At 73.3% G+C, this 19,782-nt stretch carries 16 protein-coding genes; 8 read left to right on the forward strand and 8 right to left on the reverse strand.

The features are described 5' to 3' along the window. Positions 1-13: 13 nt before the first annotated feature. A complete protein-coding gene (locus ACSUPT_RS10895; RefSeq protein WP_351965363.1) occupies positions 14-1,387 on the reverse strand; it encodes an LCP family protein in 1,374 nt (457 codons plus the stop codon). Positions 1,388-1,914: 527 nt separating this feature from the next. Between ACSUPT_RS10895 and ACSUPT_RS10900 the strand changes: the two genes are divergently transcribed. Then, positions 1,915-2,925: a glycosyltransferase family 2 protein gene (locus tag ACSUPT_RS10900; RefSeq protein WP_351965362.1), complete on the forward strand. Its 1,011-nt coding sequence runs from the start codon at positions 1,915-1,917 to the stop codon at positions 2,923-2,925. Positions 2,926-3,210: 285 nt separating this feature from the next. On the opposite strand, the gene ACSUPT_RS10905 is transcribed toward ACSUPT_RS10900, so the two are convergent. Beyond that, positions 3,211-4,368, reverse strand: coding sequence for an acyl-CoA dehydrogenase family protein (locus ACSUPT_RS10905; RefSeq protein WP_403499040.1), 1,158 nt, complete (start codon positions 4,366-4,368; stop codon positions 3,211-3,213). Between the two features lie 196 nt (positions 4,369-4,564). Between ACSUPT_RS10905 and ACSUPT_RS10910 the strand changes: the two genes are divergently transcribed. Then, positions 4,565-5,908, forward strand: a complete 1,344-nt coding sequence (locus tag ACSUPT_RS10910) for a UDP-glucose dehydrogenase family protein (protein WP_436944143.1) — start codon at positions 4,565-4,567, stop codon at positions 5,906-5,908. Between the two features lie 102 nt (positions 5,909-6,010). On the opposite strand, the gene ACSUPT_RS10915 is transcribed toward ACSUPT_RS10910, so the two are convergent. The 3 genes from ACSUPT_RS10915 to ACSUPT_RS10925 are packed head-to-tail and all read right to left on the reverse strand — an operon-like array spanning position 6,011 to position 8,938. After that, on the reverse strand, positions 6,011-7,240 hold the full coding sequence (locus tag ACSUPT_RS10915; RefSeq protein WP_436944144.1) for a dipeptidase: 1,230 nt from the start codon (positions 7,238-7,240) through the stop codon (positions 6,011-6,013). A gap of 32 nt (positions 7,241-7,272) precedes the next feature. Continuing rightward, positions 7,273-7,770, reverse strand: a complete 498-nt coding sequence (gene purE / locus ACSUPT_RS10920) for a 5-(carboxyamino)imidazole ribonucleotide mutase (RefSeq protein ID WP_399219041.1) — start codon at positions 7,768-7,770, stop codon at positions 7,273-7,275. 28 nt (positions 7,771-7,798) lie between these two features. Then, entirely contained in the window at positions 7,799-8,938 is a 1,140-nt protein-coding gene (locus tag ACSUPT_RS10925) for a 5-(carboxyamino)imidazole ribonucleotide synthase (protein ID WP_351965358.1), read from the reverse strand. A 152-nt stretch (positions 8,939-9,090) separates the two neighbouring features. Here ACSUPT_RS10925 and ACSUPT_RS10930 point away from each other — a divergent pair, with 152 nt between their 5' ends. Beyond that, a complete protein-coding gene (locus ACSUPT_RS10930) occupies positions 9,091-9,663 on the forward strand; it encodes a GtrA family protein (RefSeq protein WP_351965357.1) in 573 nt (190 codons plus the stop codon). 30 nt (positions 9,664-9,693) lie between these two features. Here ACSUPT_RS10930 and ACSUPT_RS10935 read toward each other — a convergent pair whose 3' ends face one another. Together ACSUPT_RS10935 and ACSUPT_RS10940 are read right to left on the reverse strand one after the other, a co-directional pair. Further along, complete coding sequence (locus tag ACSUPT_RS10935) at positions 9,694-10,983, reverse strand: ATP-binding protein (protein WP_351965356.1); 1,290 nt, start codon at positions 10,981-10,983, stop codon at positions 9,694-9,696. A 12-nt stretch (positions 10,984-10,995) separates the two neighbouring features. Next, complete coding sequence (locus ACSUPT_RS10940) at positions 10,996-11,673, reverse strand: response regulator transcription factor (RefSeq protein WP_351965355.1); 678 nt, start codon at positions 11,671-11,673, stop codon at positions 10,996-10,998. Between the two features lie 418 nt (positions 11,674-12,091). Here ACSUPT_RS10940 and ACSUPT_RS10945 point away from each other — a divergent pair, with 418 nt between their 5' ends. From ACSUPT_RS10945 to ACSUPT_RS10955, 3 genes are all read left to right on the forward strand, one after another. Continuing rightward, on the forward strand, positions 12,092-13,591 hold the full coding sequence (locus tag ACSUPT_RS10945) for a peptide MFS transporter (RefSeq protein WP_351965354.1): 1,500 nt from the start codon (positions 12,092-12,094) through the stop codon (positions 13,589-13,591). Between the two features lie 351 nt (positions 13,592-13,942). Next, positions 13,943-15,019 (forward strand): LCP family protein, encoded by a 1,077-nt coding sequence (locus ACSUPT_RS10950; protein WP_436946196.1) that lies wholly within the window; start codon positions 13,943-13,945, stop codon positions 15,017-15,019. Positions 15,020-15,149: 130 nt separating this feature from the next. Beyond that, positions 15,150-15,932: a CDP-alcohol phosphatidyltransferase family protein gene (locus ACSUPT_RS10955; protein WP_436946197.1), complete on the forward strand. Its 783-nt coding sequence runs from the start codon at positions 15,150-15,152 to the stop codon at positions 15,930-15,932. On the opposite strand, the gene ACSUPT_RS10960 is transcribed toward ACSUPT_RS10955, so the two are convergent. Next, positions 15,883-16,356, reverse strand: coding sequence for an adenylyltransferase/cytidyltransferase family protein (locus ACSUPT_RS10960; protein WP_351965352.1), 474 nt, complete (start codon positions 16,354-16,356; stop codon positions 15,883-15,885). The genes ACSUPT_RS10955 and ACSUPT_RS10960 overlap by 50 nt on opposite strands. Before the next feature lie 138 nt (positions 16,357-16,494). On the opposite strand from ACSUPT_RS10960, the gene ACSUPT_RS10965 reads away from it, so the two are divergent. Beyond that, positions 16,495-17,952 carry a glycosyltransferase family 4 protein gene (locus tag ACSUPT_RS10965; protein WP_436944145.1) on the forward strand — a complete coding sequence of 486 codons (1,458 nt, stop codon included), beginning with the start codon at positions 16,495-16,497 and terminating at the stop codon, positions 17,950-17,952. Then, the gene (locus ACSUPT_RS10970) at positions 17,949-19,772 is read left to right on the forward strand and encodes a lipopolysaccharide biosynthesis protein (RefSeq protein WP_436944146.1); all 1,824 of its coding nucleotides are present in this window, start codon (positions 17,949-17,951) and stop codon (positions 19,770-19,772) included. The genes ACSUPT_RS10965 and ACSUPT_RS10970 overlap by 4 nt, the downstream gene beginning before the upstream one ends. Positions 19,773-19,782 lie beyond the last annotated feature (10 nt).

A 19,782-nucleotide genomic window follows, 5' to 3' on the forward strand; every position in this document is an offset into this window, starting at 1 on the left:
GGGCCCGGCGGGCTCAGGGGCAGACGACCTGGTCGCCGGTCCTCGCCCCCGGCTTGCCCGACGGGTGCGCCTCGGGCCCGGCCTCGGCGCGCACCGGCCGTACCGCCGTGAAGTCCAAGCCCGCCGTCACCTTCATCAGCGGCCCCTGTCCCGTGACGGGCCGCAGGCGGGCGCCCGGCAGGGCGGCCGCTAGGGACTTCGCCGAGCGGTCCCAGCGCGGGTCGTACCGGACCACGGTGTGCGCGGTGTCCCGCCGGTCGGCGTTGGCGGGGGCGCGGGTCGTGTCGAAGCCCGTCGCGCGGAGCGCGGCGTCCACCCGGGCGCCCAGGCCCCGCACCGCCGTGCCGTTGTACACCTGCACCCGGATCTTCCCCGGCGGCACGTCCACGACCGCGCGCTTCGGCTCCGCCCTGGCGGGGCGGGTGGCCAGGGGGCGGTCCTCGCGCAGGGCGGCGAACAGCTCCTGCGCCCGCGGCGCGTCCCACTTCACCGTGGAGCCGATGCCCTCGATCCGCACCGCCGTCGCGGCGACCGGCACGGAGGTGAACTCGGACGAGGCGGTGGTGAAGCCGCGCATCGCCTTGGCCAGGGCCAGCATCTGCTCCGTGCCGAAGCCCCGGTCGGCGCGGACGGAGCCGGCCATCGCGTCCAGGACCTGGCGGAACCGCACCGGGTTGAGCAGCGCGCCGCTGCCCGCCGCCCGGTCGATGAGCGCGGCGACGAACCGCTGCTGCCGCTCCATGCGGCCCAGGTCGGACGCCCCGTCGACGTGGCGGGAGCGGACGTACTGCAGGGCCCGGCCGCCGTCGAGGGTGTGGGTCCCGGCGGGCAGGTCGAGTCCGGTGTGCGAGTCCTTCATGGGCCGGGCGGTGCAGATCCGGACGCCCCCGACGGCGTCGACGGTGCGCATGAAGCTGGTGAAGTCGACCTCCAGGTAGTGGTCGATCTTCACACCGGTCATCCGCTCGACGGTGCGGACGGTGAGGTTGGCCCCGCCCTCGGCGTAGGCGGCGTTCAGCTTCACCGGGTGGCCGTCGTGGCGTTCGCCGGTGGTGGCGTCGGTGTGCTCGGGCAGCTCGGCGTACGAGTCGCGGGGCAGGGAGACGAGGCTGGCGCGCTTACGGTCCTCGGAGATGTGGACCAGCATGATCGTGTCCGTGCAGTTGCAGGGCGTGCCGCCGAGCCGGTAGCGGGCCTTGTCGGCCGGGCTGACCTTGTCCCGGCCGTCGGTGCCGACGAGCAGGATGTTGGTGCCGTGGCCGGGCGTGGGGCGGTTCTTCATGTCCTTGAAGGCGTCGACGCGCCCGATGCCGGTGTCGAGGCTGGTGACGACGGCGTGGCCGATGCCGCCTGCGGCGAGGACCAGCACGGACAGGGCGGTCGCCATCCGCGCGGCCCACCGGCCCCGGCGGCGGCGCGGTCGCCGGGGCGGGTGGGGCGGCCGGCCGGGCGGCTGCCGCCGCGACGCCCCGGTCTGGGGCGTGCGTCCCTGAGGTGTACGCGCCTGGGGCGTGCGCCCCTGCGGCGTGCGACCTTGCGGGGTGCGCGCCTGGGGCGTGCGTGCCTGGGGTGTGCGCCGTGCCGCCTGCCGGGCCACCGGGGCGGGCGGCCCCGGGGTGGACGGCTGGCCTCCCCCGCCCGCCGGCCGTCTCGCGCCGGGGGCCGGCGGCCGGGGGACCTGGCGGGCGGGTCGGCGGGGCGGCGTGGGCACGAGGGACACCTCCGCGGGCGAATGGGGGGACCGTCACAGTAGGCCCATACGATCAGCGACCCGTCGCACCGGCCGGGCGGGTCGCATCGGTGTCCCCCGTTCGCGGTAACGTGGCGGGCGTTACTGCTGTCCGCCCGCCGGGTTCGCCCCGCGCCCCCGAGGCTGTCGCGCCACGGGACGTCCTTACGTACCTCCGAGGAGCCATGCCCCTGCCCCCGGTCTCCGTGATCATGCCGGTCCTCAACGAGGAGCGGCATCTTCGCGACGCGGTCCGTCACATCCTCGACCAGGAGTACGACGGCGAGATGGAGGTGGTGATCGCGCTCGGCCCGTCCACGGACCGCACCGACGAGATCGCCGCCGAGCTGGTCCGCGAGGACCCGCGCGTCCACACCGTGCCCAACCCCACGGGCCGCACGCCAGCCGCGCTGAACGCGGCGATCAAGGCGTCGCGCCATCCGATCGTGGTGCGCGTCGACGGCCACGGCATGCTGTCGCCGAACTACATCGCGACGGCGGTGCGCCTGCTGGAGGAGACCGGCGCGCAGAACGTCGGCGGGATCATGCACGCCGAGGGCGAGAACGCCTGGGAGCACGCCGTCGCCGCCGCGATGACGTCCCGGATCGGCGTGGGCAACGCCGCCTTCCACACCGGCGGCGAGGCCGGTCCGGCGGAGACGGTGTACCTGGGCGTGTTCCGGCGCGAGGCGCTGGAGCAGCAGGGCGGGTACAACGAGGAGTTCATCCGGGCGCAGGACTGGGAGCTGAACTTCCGCATCCGCGAGGCGGGCGGGCTGATCTGGTTCTCGCCCGAGCTGCGCGTGCGGTACCGGCCCCGGCCCTCGGTGCGGGCACTGGCGAAGCAGTACAAGGACTACGGGCGCTGGCGCCACGTGGTGGCCCGCTACCACCAGGGCTCCATCAACCTGCGCTACCTGGCCCCGCCGACCGCCGTCTGCGCCATCGCGGCGGGCCTCGTGGTGGGCGCGACGCTCACCCCGCTCGGCTTCGTCGTGCCGGGCGGTTACCTGGCGGCGATCACCCTGGGCTCCATCCCGGCGGGCAAGGGCCTGCCGCTGAAGGCCCGCCTGCAGATCCCGGTGGCCCTGGCGACGATGCACATGTCGTGGGGCTACGGCTTCCTGACGAGCCCGCGGAGCCTGGCGAAGAAGGTCATCGCCAGCCGCCGCCCCCCGGTCCGCACGGCGGCCTGACCCCGCTCCCGGTACGGAAGGCCCCCGCCGCGCCCAGGCGCCGGGGGCCTTCCCATCACGAGCTGCGCGCCCAGGCGGCGGGGTCCCTCGACGCCCCGGACCGCTGGATCACCGCGACCGGCTACCGCCTCGTGGGGGGGCGCTCGTCCTCCCGTGCGGCCTGGTGCTCCTGTGCGGCCTGGTGCTCCTGCTGCTGCCCGCGGTCCCGACGGCCCCCGGGTCTCGGACGGAACGGCGACGGCCCCCGGCGGCCGTGGGGCTGCCGGGGGCCGTGCGCGAGAGGGGTTACGGGAGGTTGCGGGCCATGACGATGCGCTGGACCTGGTTCGTGCCCTCGTAGATCTGGGTGATCTTGGCGTCGCGCATCATGCGCTCGACCGGGTAGTCGCGGGTGTAGCCGTAGCCGCCGAGGAGCTGGACCGCGTCCGTGGTGATCTCCATCGCGACGTCGGAGGCGAAGCACTTGGCCGCCGCGCCGAAGAAGGTCAGGTCGCCGTCGACGCGCTCGGACTTGGCCGCTGCCGCGTAGGTGAGCTGGCGGGCCGCCTCCAGCTTCATCGCCATGTCGGCGAGCATGAACTGCACGCCCTGGAACTCGGCGATGGCCTTGCCGAACTGCTTGCGCTCCTGGACGTAGCCCTTGGCGTAGTCGAGGGCGCCCTGCGCGATGCCGATGGCCTGGGCCGCGATGGTGATGCGGGTGTGGTCCAGGGTCTTCATCGCCGTCGCGAAGCCGGTGCCCTCCGCGCCGATCATGCGGTCGGCGGGGATGCGGACGTTGTCGAGGTAGACCTCGCGGGTCGGGGAGCCCTTGATGCCGAGCTTCTTCTCCGGGGCGCCGAAGGAGACGCCCTCGTCGGACTTCTCCACGACGAAGGCGCTGATGCCCTTGGAGCGCTTCTCGGGGTCGGTGACGGCCATGACCGTGTAGTACTCGGAGACGCCCGCGTTGGTGATCCAGCGCTTCACGCCGTTGAGGACGTAGTGGTCGCCGTCGCGGACGGCCTTCGTCTTCATGCCGGCCGCGTCCGAGCCCGCGTCGGGCTCCGACAGGCAGTACGAGAACATCGCGTCGCCCTTGGCGAGCGGGCCCAGGTACTTGCTCTTCAGCTCCTCGGAGCCGGAGAGGACGACCGGCAGCGAGCCCAGCTTGTTCACGGCCGGGATCAGGGAGGACGACGCGCAGACGCGGGCCACCTCCTCGATGACGATCACGGTCGCGAGGGCGTCCGCACCCGCGCCGCCGTACGTCTCGGGCACGTGCACCGCGTGCAGGTCGGAGGAGACGAGCGCGTCCAGCGCCTCCTGCGGGAAGCGGGCCTCCTCGTCGACCGCGGCGGCGTACGGCGCGATCTTGGCCTCGGCGAGCGAGCGGACGGTGTCCCGGAGCATGTCGTGCTCCTCGGACGGGCGGTACAGGTCGAAGTCAGGCGTTCCCGCCATGTCTGTCTCACTCCCCTGGGCTGCGGTGCTAACTACCGTTAAGTAACCCGAATTTTAGTGGGCGGCGGCCGTTCCGGCATATGTGAGGATCACGTGAGCTTGCTGACAGCCGACGCGCCGCCGGATGCCTGCCCCGCGCGCCTGACGACTATGCTCGGTTCGCATTCCCGGCACGTACAGCACTGGAGCAGCGCACATGGCCCTGAAGATCACCGTGATCGGCACCGGATACCTCGGCGCCACCCACGCAGCGGCCATGGCGGAGATCGGCTTCGAGGTCCTCGGGCTCGACATCGTCCCCGAGAAGATCGAGATGCTCTCGCAGGGCCGCGTCCCCATGTACGAGCCGGGGCTCGAGGAGCTGCTGTACAAGCACGTCGCCGGGATCGAGGGCTCGACCGGGCGGCTGCGCTTCACCACCTCGTGGGAGGAGGTCGCCGACTTCGGCGACGTCCACTTCGTCTGCGTGAACACGCCGCAGAAGCACGGCGAGTACGGCTGCGACATGACGTACGTCGACGCCGCCTTCGGGGCGCTCGCCCCGCACCTGAAGAAGCCGTGCCTGGTCGTCGGCAAGTCCACCGTCCCCGTCGGCAGCGCCGAGCGCCTCTCGCGGCTCCTCGCCGAACGCGCCCCCGCCGGCGCGGACGTGGAGCTGGCGTGGAACCCGGAGTTCCTGCGCGAGGGCTTCGCCGTCCAGGACACCCTCCACCCAGACCGGATCGTCGTCGGCGTGGAGAGCGAGCGCGCCGAGAAGGTCCTGCGCGAGGTGTACGAGGTGCCCGTCGGCGAGGGCTCGCCGTTCGTCGTGACCGACTTCCCCACCGCCGAGCTGGTGAAGACCGCCGCGAACTCCTTCCTCGCCACCAAGATCTCCTTCATCAACGCGATGGCCGAGGTCTGCGAGGCCGCCGGCGGCGACGTCGCCAGGCTCGCGGAGGCCATCGGCTACGACGAGCGGATCGGCGCCAAGTTCCTGCGCGCCGGGATCGGCTTCGGCGGCGGCTGCCTGCCCAAGGACATCCGCGCCTTCATGGCCCGCGCCGGGGAGCTGGGCGCCGACCAGGCGCTGACGTTCCTGCGGGAGATCGACTCCATCAACATGCGGCGCCGCAGCCAGATGGTCGGCATGGCGCGCGAGGCGCTCGGGGACGGGACGTTCCTCGGCAAGCGGGTCGCGGTGCTGGGCGCGGCGTTCAAGCCGGACTCCGACGACGTGCGGGACTCGCCCGCGCTGAACGTCGCCGGGCAGATCCACCTCCAGGGCGGCCAGGTCACCGTCTACGACCCGAAGGGCATGGACAACGCGCGCCGCGTGTTCCCGACGCTCGGGTACGCGGAGAGCGTGCTGGAGGCCGTGCGGGGCGCCGACGTGGTGCTGCACCTGACGGAGTGGCGCGAGTTCCGCGAGGTGGACCCGGAGGAGCTGGGCGAGGTCGTCAACGCGCGGATCATCCTGGACGGGCGCAACGCGCTGGACGCGGAGCGGTGGCGTGCCGCGGGGTGGACGTTCCGCGCGATGGGCCGCCCCCGAGCCTGACGCCCCCTGCGGGGCGCCTTCCCCGGCGCGTCGACCCCCGGCCCCCCTGCGGGGCGCCTCTCCGGCGCGTCGACCCCTGGTGCCCTGGAGGGCCCTGGGGGGTTAGGCGTCGAGGGTGGTGAGGGTGGCCGTGGACGGCCCCCGGCGGGCAGCCACGTCCCGCGCCACCGCCTCCGCGTCCCGCAGGACCCGGACCGCGTTGTGCCAGGTCAGCTTCGCCAGGTCCGTGCGGGACCAGCCGCGGGCCAGCAGCTCCGCGATCAGGTTCGGGTAGCCCGACACGTCGTCCAGGCCCTCCGGCGTGAACGCCGTGCCGTCGAAGTCCCCGCCGATGCCGATGTGGTCGATCCCGGCGGCCTCCCGCATGTGGTCGAGGTGGTCCGCGACCGTCGCGGCCGTGGCGACCGGCCGCGGGTGCGCCTCCTCGAACGCGGCGTGCAGCCGCATCGCCTCGGGCGAGGTGTCGAGGTGGTGGAAGCCGTGCGCCCGCAGGTTCTCGTCGGCGCGGGCCGTCCACTCCACCGCCTCGGGCAGGATGAACTTCGGTACGAACGTGGCCATCGCGACGCCCCCGTTGGCGGGCAGCCGCTCCAGTACGTCGTCGGGGATGTTGCGCGGATGGTCGCAGACCGCGCGGGACGACGAGTGCGAGAAGATCACCGGCGCCTCGCTGGTGTCGAGCGCGTCCCGCATCGTCGTCGCCGCCACGTGCGACAGATCCACCAGCATGCCCAGGCGGTTCATCTCGCGGACCACCTCGCGGCCGAACGCCGACAGGCCGCCGACCCGCGGCACGTCGGTCGCCGAGTCCGCCCACGCGATGTTGTCGTTGTGGGTGAGGGTCATGTAGCGCACGCCCAGCGCGTACAGGGCGCGCAGGGTGGCGAGGCTGTTGTTGATGGAGTGGCCGCCCTCGGCCCCCTTGAGGGACGCGATGCGGCCCCGGGCCCGCGCCGCCTCCATGTCGTCGGCGGTCAGCGCCGCGGCGAGCTCCGCCGGGTGGCGCTCCAGCAGCCGGTCGACGCAGTCGATCTGCTCCAGGGTCGCGCTGACCGCGTCGTCGCCGGCCATGTCGCTGCGGACGTACACCGACCAGAACTGGGCGCCCACGCCCCCGGCGCGCAGCCGGGGCAGGTCCGTGTGGAGGCGGCCGGTCTGGTCGGCGGCCACGTCGAGGCGGTCCAGGTCGTACCCGGCCTTCTCGCGCAGCGCCCACGGCAGGTCGTTGTGGCCGTCGACGACGGGGAACTCGGCGAGCAGCTCGCGCGCCGCGTCCAGGTCCCGCACGCCGCCGGCCGGAGCCGTACCGGCCGCCGGGGTGCCGCCGCTCACCGGTGCCCCGCCCGCCGCGGGCGCCGCCCCCGTCACTTCGCGAAACCGAAGGACGCCGAACCCTCGACCTTGGCCCGCAGACGCTTGCCCTTCTCCGTGGCCTGGTCGTTCAGGTCCTGCTGGAACTCCTTCATGCGGGCCAGCAGGTCCGCGTCGTGCGCGGCGAGCATGCGGGCCGCGAGCAGCCCGGCGTTGCGGGCGCCGGCCACGGAGACCGTGGCGACCGGCACGCCGGCCGGCATCTGCACGATGGACAGCAGCGAGTCCATGCCGTCCAGGTACTTCAGCGGCACGGGCACGCCGATGACCGGCAGCGGCGTCACGGAGGCGAGCATGCCGGGCAGGTGCGCGGCGCCGCCGGCCCCGGCGATGATCGCCTTGAGGCCGCGGTCGGCGGCCTGCTCGCCGTACGCGACCATCTCGCGGGGCATGCGGTGCGCGGAGACGACGTCGACCTCGTACGGGATCTCGAACTCGTCGAGGGCCTGGGCGGCGGCCTCCATCACGGGCCAGTCCGAGTCGGAGCCCATGACGATGCCGACGAGAGGCGCGGGTGCGTTACTCAACGATCGTTCCTCGCAGGTAGTCGGCGGCGTGGCGGGCGCGCTCCAACACGTCGTCCAGGTCGTCGCCGTAGGTGTTGACGTGGCCCACCTTGCGGCCGGGCTTCACGTCCTTGCCGTACATGTGGATCTTGAGCTGCGGGTCGCGGGCCATGCAGTGGAGATACCCCTGGTACATGTCCGGGTAGTCGCCGCCGAGGACGTTCGCCATGACCGTCCAGCGGGCGCGGGCCCGCGGGTCGCCGAGCGGCAGGTCGAGGACGGCCCGCAGATGGTTGGCGAACTGCGAGGTGACGGCGCCGTCCTGGGTCCAGTGGCCGGAGTTGTGCGGGCGCATCGCCAGCTCGTTGACGAGGATGCGGCCGTCGCGGGTCTCGAAGAGCTCGACCGCGAGGTGGCCGACGACGCCGAGCTCGTCCGCGATGCGCAGGGCGAGGCGCTGGGCCTCCAGGGCGCGCTCCTCGGGCAGGCCGGGCGCGGGGGCGATGACCGTGTCGCACACGCCGTCGACCTGGCGGGACTCGACGACCGGGTAGGCGACGGCCTGGCCGTGCGGGGAGCGGACGACGTTCGCCGCGAGCTCCCGTACGAAGTCGACCTTCTCCTCCGCGAGGACGGGCACCCCGGCGAGGAACGGGTCGCGGGCGTCCTCCTCGGAGCGGACGAACCACACGCCCTTGCCGTCGTAGCCGCCGCGCACCGTCTTGAGGATGATCGGGAAGCCCCCGCCCTCGGCGGCGAACGCCGCCGCGTCGGCCGGGTCCTTCACGATGCGGTGGCGGGGACAGGGGGCGCCGATCGCGTCGAGCTTCGCGCGCATCACCCCCTTGTCCTGGGCGTGCACCAGCGCGTCGGGGCCCGGGCGGACGGGGATGCCGTCCGCCTCCAGAGCCCTGAGGTGCTCGGTGGGCACATGCTCGTGGTCGAAGGTGATCACGTCGCAGCCGCGTGCGAAGTCACGCAGCGTGTCCAGGTCGCGGTAGTCGCCGATGACGACGTCGTTCACGACCTGGGCCGCGGAGTCCTGCGGCGTGTCACTGAGAAGCCTGAATCTGATGCCGAGGGGGATACCCGCCTCGTGGGTCATGCGGGCGAGCTGACCGCCGCCGACCATGCCGACTACCGGGAACGTCACCCTCCTAGCGTATCCGCCGCCCGTCGCTTGGCGTGACGGTGGCCGCCCGGCGGGGGTCTCCGGGGCCTCGCATACCCGCGCGTCCCGACCGGGTGATGGTTAGCATGACGGGGTTGACGCACATGACCGCGGACGGGACTGAAACGATCAATATGACGGAACAGAGCGCCCTTCGGGTGCGGCTGGAACAGCTCGTCCGGGAGATAGCGAAATTCGGTCTCGTCGGCGGAATCGGCGTGCTGGTGAACATGGGCGCGTTCAACCTGCTGCGCCAGACCACGGAGCTGCAGGTCGTCCGCGCCAGTCTGCTGGCCACGGTCATCGCCATCGCCTGCAACTACGTCGGTTTCCGCTATTTCACCTACCGGGACCGGGACAAGACGGGCCGCACGCGTGAGGCGACGCTGTTCTTCGCGTTCAGCGCGGCCGGAATGGTGATCGAGAACGGAATCCTGTACGCGGCGACGTACGGCTTCGGCTGGGACAGCCCGCTGCAGAACAACTTCTTCAAGTTCTTCGGAATCGGCGTCGGCACCCTGTTCCGGTTCTGGTCGTACCGCACATGGGTCTTCCGGACGCTTCCGGACACCCCGGAGACCGGCGGGGAGAAGGGATCGGCGGACGCGGAGGGCGACGACGGCGCCCCGGCCGCGTCCGCGACGGTTCTGGTGCAGCGCCGCCCGCAGGACTCCCCCACCCCGGCCGCCCCGGCGGGCCGCCGCTGACACCGGCCGGACCGGGCGGGAGTCCGGCCGTCAGCGGATGGGACGGGGGGACGGCGTCTCGTCCCGGCGTACGGCCTCGTCCTTGCGTACGGTCTCGCGGCTGAGGAACAGCGCGAACACCGGCGGCTTCAGCTGCGCCAGCTCCAGTCGGCCGCCGTCCGCCTCCGCGAGGTCGCGGGCCACGGCCAGGCCGATGCCCGTGGAGTTGCGGCCGCTGATGGTCCGCTCGAAGATCCGCGCGCCGAGGTCCGCCGGGACGCCCGGCCCCTCGTCGGTCACCTCGACGACCACCTGGTTGCCGGTGACGCGGGTGCGCAGCGCGACGGTGCCGCCGCCGTGCATCAGCGAGTTCTCGATCAGCGCGGCCAGCACCTGGGCGACCGCGCCGGGTGTGCCCACCGCCCGCAGGCCGGTCTTCCCCGACCGTACGATCGCGCGGCCCGCGCTGCGGTAGGCCGGGCGCCACTCCTCGATCTGCTGCTTGACGACCTCGTCCAGGTCGAAGGCGACGGCGGAGCCGGTGCGGGGGTCCCGGGAGTTGGTCAGCAGCCGCTGCACCACGTCCGTGAGCCGCTCCACCTGGGCGAGCGCGATCGTCGCCTCCTCGCGCGCGGTGTCCAGGTCGTCGGTGACAGCGATCTCCTCCAGCCGCATCGACAGCGCGGTCAGCGGTGTGCGCAGCTGGTGGGAGGCGTCGGCGGCGAGGCGCCGCTCGGCGGTGAGCATCCGCCCGATGCGCTCCGCCGAGGCGTCCAGCACGTCGGCGACGCGGTCCAGCTCGGGCACCCCGTAGCGGCGGTGCCGGGGCCGCGGGTCGCCGGAGCCCAGCCGCTCGGCGGTCTCGGCGAGGTCGGTCAGCGGGGACGCGAGCCGGTTGGCCTGACGTACGGCGAGGAGGACGGCCGCCACGACGGCGAGCAGCGCGACGGCGGCGATGATCAGCATCGTGCGGCCGACCTCGCGGGTGATGGACGAGCGGGACTCCTCGACGGTGACCTTCTCGCCGTGCTCCCCCACCGCCGTGCCCCGGATGACACCGCCGTCGGGGCGGTCGCCGACTTCGATGCGGGGGCTGCCGGGGATCTCGATGCGGGCGTACCGCTCGGCGCCGCTGTGGTCGGACAGGATGTCCGGGTCGACGCGCTCGCCGCTGATGAGCCGGCTGTCCACGATGCTGGCGAGCCGCAGCGCCTCCGAGTCGACGCTCTCCTGGGCGCTGCTGGTGATCGTCCGGGTCTCCACGATGACCAGGGAGACGCCGAAGACGGCGATGACGACCAGGACGACGGCGAGCGTGGAGCTGATCAGGCGGCGGCGCACGGAGAGGTCGCCTCAGCTCTTCTCGAAGCGGAAGCCGACGCCCCGGACGGTGGCGATGTAGCGCGGGTTCGCCGCGTCGTCGCCGAGCTTCTTGCGCAGCCATGAGATGTGCATGTCGAGCGTCTTGGTCGACGACCACCAGGTGGTGTCCCACACCTCGCGCATCAGCTGGTCGCGGGTGACGACCCGGCCCGCGTCGCGGACCAGGACGCGCAGCAGGTCGAACTCCTTCGCGGTGAGCTGCAGCTCCTCGTCGCCCATCCAGGCGCGGTGCGACTCGACGTCGATGCGGACGCCGTGCGTCGCGGGCTGCGGGGCGGGCTCGGCGGAGCCGCGCCGCAGCAGGGCCCGTACGCGGGCGAGCAGCTCGGCGAGGCGGAACGGCTTGGTGACGTAGTCGTCGGCGCCGGCGTCCAGTCCGACGACCGTGTCGACCTCGTCGGCGCGGGCCGTCAGGACGAGGATCGGCACCGTGTGCCCCTCCGAGCGCAGCCGCCGGGCGACCTCCAGGCCGTCCATGCCGGGCAGGCCCAGGTCCAGGACGACGAGGTCGACGCCGCCCTGCAGTCCCGTGTCGAGCGCGCTGGGTCCGTCCTCCCGCACCTCGACGTCGTACCCCTCCCGCCGCAGGGCGCGGGCGAGGGGCTCCGAGATGGATGCGTCGTCCTCGGCGAGCAGTACACGCGTCATGCAGTGATGGTAGTCCGCAGGACGTGTGGGTCGTGGGGGGATCAGGTCAAGATCGTTACGGCCTGGGGGTCCGAGGTGCGATCCTGACAATGACCTTTGAAAGTGCGGCCGCGGTTCCAGCGATCCCTGTGATCCATCTCTCAAGTCCTTCCATATGCCGCACTGTCGTGGCGTATGGTGGCGAGACGCTCGAAGTGGTAATCGGGGACCTTTGGCGGCTTCACTCGTTGACGCACCAAAGGTCTCTTTTCTGCTCGGCGAAGGAATGACCTGTGGGCCGGGCTCCGCGGCGCGACACTCGTCGCGCGCGGCGGGGCGTGGACACCGGTACGGCCCGCGCCGTCCCGGTGCCGGCCGCCCGGAGCGGGCGCGGGTCGCCCACGAGGCGACACGCGTCCCGAACGAACAAGGATCGACCATGGCGTCCAGCCTGACGAAGGACTCGACCGGTACCCCGGCCTACGAGAAGACCTTCCTCGGCCACCCCCGCGGCTTGGCCTACCTCTTCATGACCGAGATGTGGGAGCGCTACAGCTACTACGGCATGCGCGCCCTGCTCGTGCTGTACCTGTCGGCCAAGGCGGCCGACGGCGGTCTCGGTTTCGAGGACGCCACGGCCATCGCCATCTACTCGGTGTACAACGCGATGGTGTACCTGCTCGCCCTGCCGGGCGGCTGGTTCGGCGACCGCGTGTGGGGCGCCCGCAAGACGGTGGCCATCTCCGGCACGATCATCATGATCGGCCACTTCCTGCTGGCCCTGCCGATGGAGGCGTCGTTCTTCCTCGGTCTGGCGTTCATCGCGGCGGGCTCCGGCCTGCTGAAGGCCAACATCTCCACGATGGTCGGCCACCTCTACCGGGACAAGAACGACCCGCGCCGTGACGGCGGCTTCACGATCTTCTACATGGGCATCAACCTCGGTGCCTTCGCCGCCCCGCTGACCATCGGCCTCGTCGGCCAGACGGTCAACTGGCACCTCGGCTTCGCCATGGCCGGTGTGGGCATGGGTCTCGGCCTGCTCTTCTACTTCTTCGGCTTCCGCAGCCTGGCGCCCGAGTCGAACGAGGTTCCGGCCCCGCTGACGCCCGCCGAGCGCGCCGGTGTCCTCAAGCGCGGCCTGATCTGGCTGGCCGTGGCCGCCGCCGCCTACGGCCTGGTCGGCCTGAGCGGCCAGTTCACCATCGACTGGGTGCTGTGGCCGCTGACCATCCTGGGCCTGGCCCTGCCGACGTACTACCTGGTCAAGGTGCGCCGCGACACCGACCTGGAGCCCGTCGAGCGGTCCCGCATGTCGGCGTACGCCTGGTTCTTCGTGGCCGCCGCCGCGTTCTGGGCGATCTACGACCAGACCGGTTCCACGCTGACCCTGTTCGCCAAGGACAACACCGCGAACACGCTGTTCGGGCTCGACTTCCCGTCGAGCTGGTTCCAGTCGCTGAACCCGCTCTACGTGATGGCGCTCGCGCCGGTCTTCGCCTGGCTGTGGGTGGCCCTGTCCCGCCGGGGCAAGGAGCCCAGCACGCTGAGCAAGTTCGCCACCGGTCTGCTCCTGATCGGCAGCTCCTTCTTCGTGATGATGCTGGCGCAGACCGCGTCGGCGGGCGGCGTGAAGGTCACCCCGCTGTGGCTCGCGTCGGTGTACCTGATCCAGACCGTGGGTGAGCTGACCCTCTCCCCCGTCGGCCTGTCCCTCACGACGAAGCTGGCCCCGGCCAAGTACGCCTCGCAGATGATGGGCGTCTGGTTCCTCGCCGTGACCGCCGGTTCGTCCGTGATCTCGCTGCTGCAGCTGGTCGGCGCGCCGACCGACACGGAGTGGTGGTTCGCGAGCCAGGGCGCCATCGCCGTGCTGGGCGGTGTCGCGATCCTGATGTTCCGCAAGCGGGTCCAGCCGCTGATGGGCGGCGTGCACTAGCCGTCGCGCGACCGTGAGGGGCGCCGCACCGGGTCACCGGTGCGGCGCCCCTTCGGCGTTTTGGCCCGTCCGCGTGGCCCACCGGGGGGTTGCCCGCCGGGGGGGCCACGGGGGCCGCCCGCCGGGGGTCGCTCACCGGGGGGGGGCCACGGGGGTCGCCCGCCGGGGGTGGCCACGGGGGTTGTCCACAGGGCGTTGTCCACAGCCCTCCCGCGGGGTCCGGGGGCGCGCTTATAGTTCAGCGATCAGTGGCAAAGGGGGGCATAGATGGCGGGCGAGAGCGAGCCGGTCGCCGGGGTGGGCGCGACCGGGACGGACGGCGCCGGCGGCGCTGACGGGGCGGGTACGGGCATGGGCACGGGCGCGGAAGGTGTGGCGGGCGCGGAGGGCACCGGGGGCGCGCCGCGTCGGCGGCGGCGGGTGTGGCGGTGGGTCGGGGGCGGCTGTGTGGTGGTGCTGCTCGTGGTCGCCGGCGCCGGCTGGTGGGCGTACCGCAGCCTGGAGGGGAACATCCAGGGCGTCGACATCGGCAAGGCGCTCGGTGACGACCGGCCGCGCAAGGCGCCCGGCGCGCTCGGCGCGACGAACCTGCTGGTCCTGGGCTCCGACTCGCGCGCCGGGGACAACGCGGCGCTCGACGGCGGCGCGGTGGGCGGCGCCCGGTCGGACACGGCGCTCGTGGTGCACGTGTCGCACAACCGCACGAAGGCCGTCGCCGTGTCCATACCGCGCGACACGCTCGTGGACCGCCCGGCCTGCGCGCGGCCCGGCGGCGGGGAGGCCGGGCCCGCGACGCGCGTGATGTTCAACTCCGTGTACGGGACGGGCGGCGCGCCCTGCGTGGTGAAGACGGTCGAGAAGATGTCGGGGGTCCGCATCGACCACTTCATGGAGATCGACTTCGCCGGGTTCAAGGACCTGGTCGACGATCTGGGCGGGGTGACCGTCGAGGTCCGCGAGCCGATCCGGGACACGAAGGGCGGCTTCTCCCTGGAGCCCGGCACACACCGGCTGAACGGGACGGACTCGCTGAAGTTCGTGCGCACCCGGTACGGCTACCGCGACGGCAGCGACCTCGGGCGGATCGGCCTGCAGCAGCAGTTCCTGATGGCGCTGCTGCGGGAGGTGCAGCGGCAGGACCTGCTGGGCAGCCCGGCGAAGACCTTCCGGATAGCCGAGTCCCTGACCGAGTCGCTGACCACCGACTCGGAGCTGGCCTCGCTCCCCGCGCTGGTGGACTTCGGGCGCAGCATGCGCGGGATCGACCCGGTCGCGATGGACACGGTCATGCTCCCGGTCTCGTACGACAAGGCCGACCCCAACCGGGTGGTGCCCGCCGAGCCGCAGGCGGGCGCGCTGTGGAAGGCGATACGCGAGGACGCCCCCGTACCGGAGTCGGCGCGGAAGTCCCCGGCGGCGGCCCGCTGAGGGACGCGGACCGGGCGGCGGCTCGCTGAGGGACACGGACCGGGAGGCGGCCGGGCCGGTTGAGAACGGGGTGTCCGAGGCCGGGGCGGCTGCCATCATGAGCGGTCTGCACGGGACACAGGGGGTGGCGATGGCCGGGACGGCGAGCGGGACCGCGGCGCGGATGACGGCGGGCGAGGCGCTGCGGCGGCTCGCCGGGGCGCAGAAGTCGGCGAAGGGGGTGTCGCTGTACTCCCGGTTCGTGAACCGGCCCGCGGGGCGGGTCCTCGCGGCCGGGTCGTACGTCGCCGGGCTCACGCCCAACCAGGTCACGCTGGTGAGCGCGGCGTTCAGCTTCGGCGGGATCGCGGTGCTGGCGCTCGCCGCGCCCTCCTGGTGGGCGGGGGCGCTGGTGTGGTTGGCGCTGGCCGTCGGCTTCGCCTTCGACTCGGCGGACGGCCAGCTCGCGCGGCTGCGCGGCGGCGGCAGCCCGGCGGGCGAGTGGCTGGATCATGTGGTCGACTGCGCCAAGACGACGGCGCTGCACTCGGCCGTGCTGATCGCCTTCCACCGGCACCCCGGCCACTTCGGCACCAAGTCGGACGTGCTGCTGCTGGTGCCGCTGGTGTTCCTGCTCGCCTCGATCGTGACGTTCTTCGGCGGGCTGCTCACCGAGCAGCTGAAGCGGAAGGCGGCGCCGGGGGCCGCCGCGCCCGCCCCCTCCACGCTGCGCGCGGTGGCGCTGCTGCCCGTGGACCACGGAGTGTTCTGCCTGGTGTTCCTGCTGCTGGGCGGCGGGCCGCTGTTCCTGTGGGGATACGGGCTGCTGGGCGCCGCCGCCGTGCTGTACCTGCCACTGTTCCTGGCGAAGTGGTTCCGGGAGCTCAGCCGCCCCGCTGCTCTCCCTGCGGAGCGGCGGCCGGCGGACCGCTGAGGGCGTCGAGGGCGCGGCGCAGCTGCGTGCTGGAGGTGTGCACGGTGTACGGGAAGTAGACGACGTCGACGCCGACGGTCGCGAAGTCCTTCTCCAGCTTGTCGCCGCGCGGGGTCCCCCGCCAGTCGTCCCCCTTGAACAGGACGTCGAAGCGGACCTGCTTCCAGGTCTCCAGCTTGTCGGGGACGGTCTCGACGAACGCGGCGTCCACGTACTTGATGTTGCGGACGATCTCCAGGCGCTCGATGAGCGGGATGACCGGGCGGTGGCCCTTGGCACGCTCCGCCATCTCGTCCGAGACGACCCCCGCGACGAGGTAGTCGCACCGCTGCCTGGCGTGCCGCAGGATGTTCAAGTGGCCTATGTGGAAAAGGTCGTAGGCCCCCGGCGCGTACCCCACCCGGTATGGTTTGCGCTCCGACATGACTCGCTTGCCCCCCTCTGGAACGGTCCGCCCCCCGTGTCTGGGCTCGTCCCGGCTGACAGTACCGCGCACACTTCGCGCGGGACAGGCGAACGATTAGGGTGCGGCGAGCGATCGTTCGTCTGAGGGGGGCTGTGCATGGGGGACGCGGACGGGACCGGCCGGGGGCACGGGGGACGGCGGCGGCGCCTGCTGCTGGTGTCCACCAACTACGCCCCGGAGCACACCGGGATAGGACCGTACGCCACGCAGATCGCCGAGCACTGGGCGGCGCGAGGCCATGAGACCCATGTGCTGGCCGGGATGCCGCACTACCCGTCCTGGTCGGTCGACCCGGCGTACCAGGGGGCGTGGCGGCGCACGGAGGTGCGCGGCGGGGTGACGGTGCACCGCAGGCGCCATACCGTGCCGGCCCGTCAGACGGCGGTGCGGCGGGCGCTGTTCGAGGGGTCGCTGCTGGCCCACCAGTCGGTCGCGCCGCCCCGGATGGGACGGCCCGACGCCGTCGTGGCCCAACTGCCCAGTCTCGCCGGGGGCGTGGTGGCCGCGCGGCTCGCGGCGCGCTGGCGGGTGCCCTTCGTGCCGGTGGTGCAGGACCTGATGGGCGCGGCGGCCGCGCAGAGCGGCATCGAGGGCGGTGACCGGGCGGCAGCGGCGGCGGCGCGCGTGGAGGCGTACGTGCTGCGCAGGGCGACGCTGGTCGGGGTGATCCACGAGACGTTCCTCGCGGGGGTGACCGCCCTCGGCGTGGCGCCCGGGCGGGTCCGCGTGGTGCCCAACTGGTCGCATGTGGCGGCGCCTTCGCGGCCGCGTGAGGAGACGCGGCGGCGCCTGGGCTGGGCGCCGGGCGACACGGTGGTGCTGCACTCGGGGAACATGGGCCTCAAGCAGGGCCTGGAGGTGCTGGTCGACGCGGCCCGGCTCGATCCCGGCGTGCGGGTGGTGCTGATGGGCGACGGCAACCAGAGGGAGGCGCTGGGCCGGCTCGCGGCGGGCGTGCCGAACGTGGAGTTCCTGCCGCCCGTGGACGACGCGGAGTTCCCCGAGGTGCTGGCGGCGGCGGACGTGCTGGCGGTGACCCAGCGGGCGTCGGTGCTGGACATGAGCGTGCCATCCAAGCTGACCTCGTACTTCGCGGCCGGGCGGCCGGTCGTGGCGTCGGTCGCCGACGGCGGCGGCACCGCGCAGGAGGTGCGGCGGTCGGGCGCGGGCGTGCTGGTGCCGCCGGAGGACCCGGCCGCGCTGCTGGAGGCCGTACGGAAGCTGGCCGCCGATCCGTCGGCGGCTGACGCGCTGGGCGCGGCGGGCCCCCGCCATGTGGCGGCGCACCTGGGCCGGGAGGCCGGGCTCGCCCGGTACGACGCCCTGCTGGACGAGGTGCTGGCGGGCGCGGGCGCGGGGACCGGAGGCCCCTCGGGCGGCGCGGGTCCCGGCGGGGCGGGTCCCGGGGGCGCGGGTCCCGGCGGCGCGGGTCCCGGGGGCTCTCCGGGGGCGCGGGGTGCCGGCGGCGCGGCTTCCGGGGGCGGTACGGGGGCGCGGGGTGCCGGGGGCGGTACGGGGGCGCGGGGTGCCGGGGTGGAAGGAGCGGAGAGGTGACGCAGGTGAACGGCGGGCCGGGGGCGGGGGCGCCGCCGGTCCTGGTGGACGACGAACCGGACCTGCTGCGGGACCAGTTCCGGCAGCTGCTGCGGTACCCGCGCCTGATCGCGGGCGGCGTGCTGCTCGGGCTGCTGGGCGGCGCCTGGCTCGGGTACAGCACCTCCGACACGTATGTGGCGACCAGCGACGTGGTGCTGCGGGTGCCGACGGAGGACCCGTTCAACCCGTCCATCGCCGTCGAGAAGACCCTCGACATGAACACCGAGCGGCAGGCCGCCACCAGCCGCCGCACCGCCGAACGCGCCGCCGACGCGCTGGACTTCCCCGGTGACCCGGCGAACCTCGTCACGGGCCTGCAGGTCACCAACCCGCCCAAGTCGCAGGTGCTGCGGTTCAGTTACACGACCGCCGACCCGGAGCTGTCGGCGCGCCGGGCGAACGCGCTGGTCGCGGCCTACCTGGCGGACCGCAGGGAGCAGACCGAGCAGACCCGCGACACGATGATCAAGGGGCTTCAGGCGCAGCTCGCGCCGATCGCCCGGCAGCACGACGAGCTGGCGCGGGAGCTGGACGGGAGGACGGGCGCCGACGCGGAGGCGGACTTCGCGGTCAAGGCGAACCTCCTCAACCGGATCACCGAGCTGAGCAACCGCATCAGCAAGCTGAAGGCGCTCGACGTGACGCCCGGCAAGGTGATCAGGACGGCGACGCCGCCCACCTCGTCCGACGGGCCCGGCTGGGCGCTGTCGCTGGGCCTCGGCGGGGCCGTCGGCATCGCGCTCGGCCTGCTGATGGCGTGGGTGCGGCTGGTGTTCGACCCGGCGGCCCGCTCCGAGGGCGATGTGGCGCGGGCGCTGCGCGCGCCCGTGCTGGGCTCGCTGCCCCGCACCCGCGAGACGGACCCGCTGCTGACGGAGGACCGGGAGGAGTCGCCGCTGGCGGAGGAGTACCGGTCCATCGCCTACCGGCTCGCCTACGACCAGCGGTTCGCCGACCGGCGGCGGCTGCTGGTGGCCGCGCCGCGCGGCTCCAGCCGTACCGCCGCGGCCGTGGCGGTCAATCTGGCGGCGTCGTTCGCGGAGACCGGCAAGCGGGTGCTGATCGTCGAGGCCGAACTGCGGCAGCCGTCGCTGGAAGGCCAGCTGCGGGCACGGGAGATCGGCCGCCCCGCCTGGACCCACGACGGCGACGGCGACGGCTGGCCCAGCGGGCGGCGGCTCGTCGTGGACGCCGGCGAGTCGGGCAGCTTCGACCTGGTGCCGGGCGCCCGCGTGCGCAACGTGGCGCGGGCCCTGACGTCGCCGGAGACGTCCCGGCTGGTGGAGGAGGCCGACGACCCGAACGTGACGGTGATCGTGCTGACCCCGCCGGTGTTCGCGTACGCCGACGCGCTGGCGCTGGTGGACCGGGTGGACGGGGTCCTCGTCGTGTGCGACCCGCGCGGGGTGCACCGCTCGCAGCTGGCGCGGCTGCGGGACCTGATAACGGGCGCGGGCGGCACGGTGCTCGGCACCGTCATGCACCGGGGGCAGCGCGGCAAGGGCGGCCGGGAGGGCCGCAAGGCCGCCAAGGCGGCGAAGGCCGCGAGGCCCGGGAAGTCCGCGAAGGGCACGCGGGGCGTGAAGGGCGCGCACGGGCAGCCGCGCGGGGCCGTCCCGAGGCCCGCGCCGGACGGCGGGTACGGCCGGCACGGCGACGACGGCGGGTACGGCGGCCGGACGGGCGGTCCCGGCACGGGTCCGGGGACGGGCCGCCACGACGACCCGTCCACGACGATGGCGCTGCGCACCGTCACCCCGCCCGACGACCAGCCGTGAGCACGGACGC

The organism is Streptomyces sp. SudanB25_2051 (genome assembly GCF_964272635.1).
Taxonomy (GTDB): Bacteria; Actinomycetota; Actinomycetes; order Streptomycetales; family Streptomycetaceae; genus Streptomyces.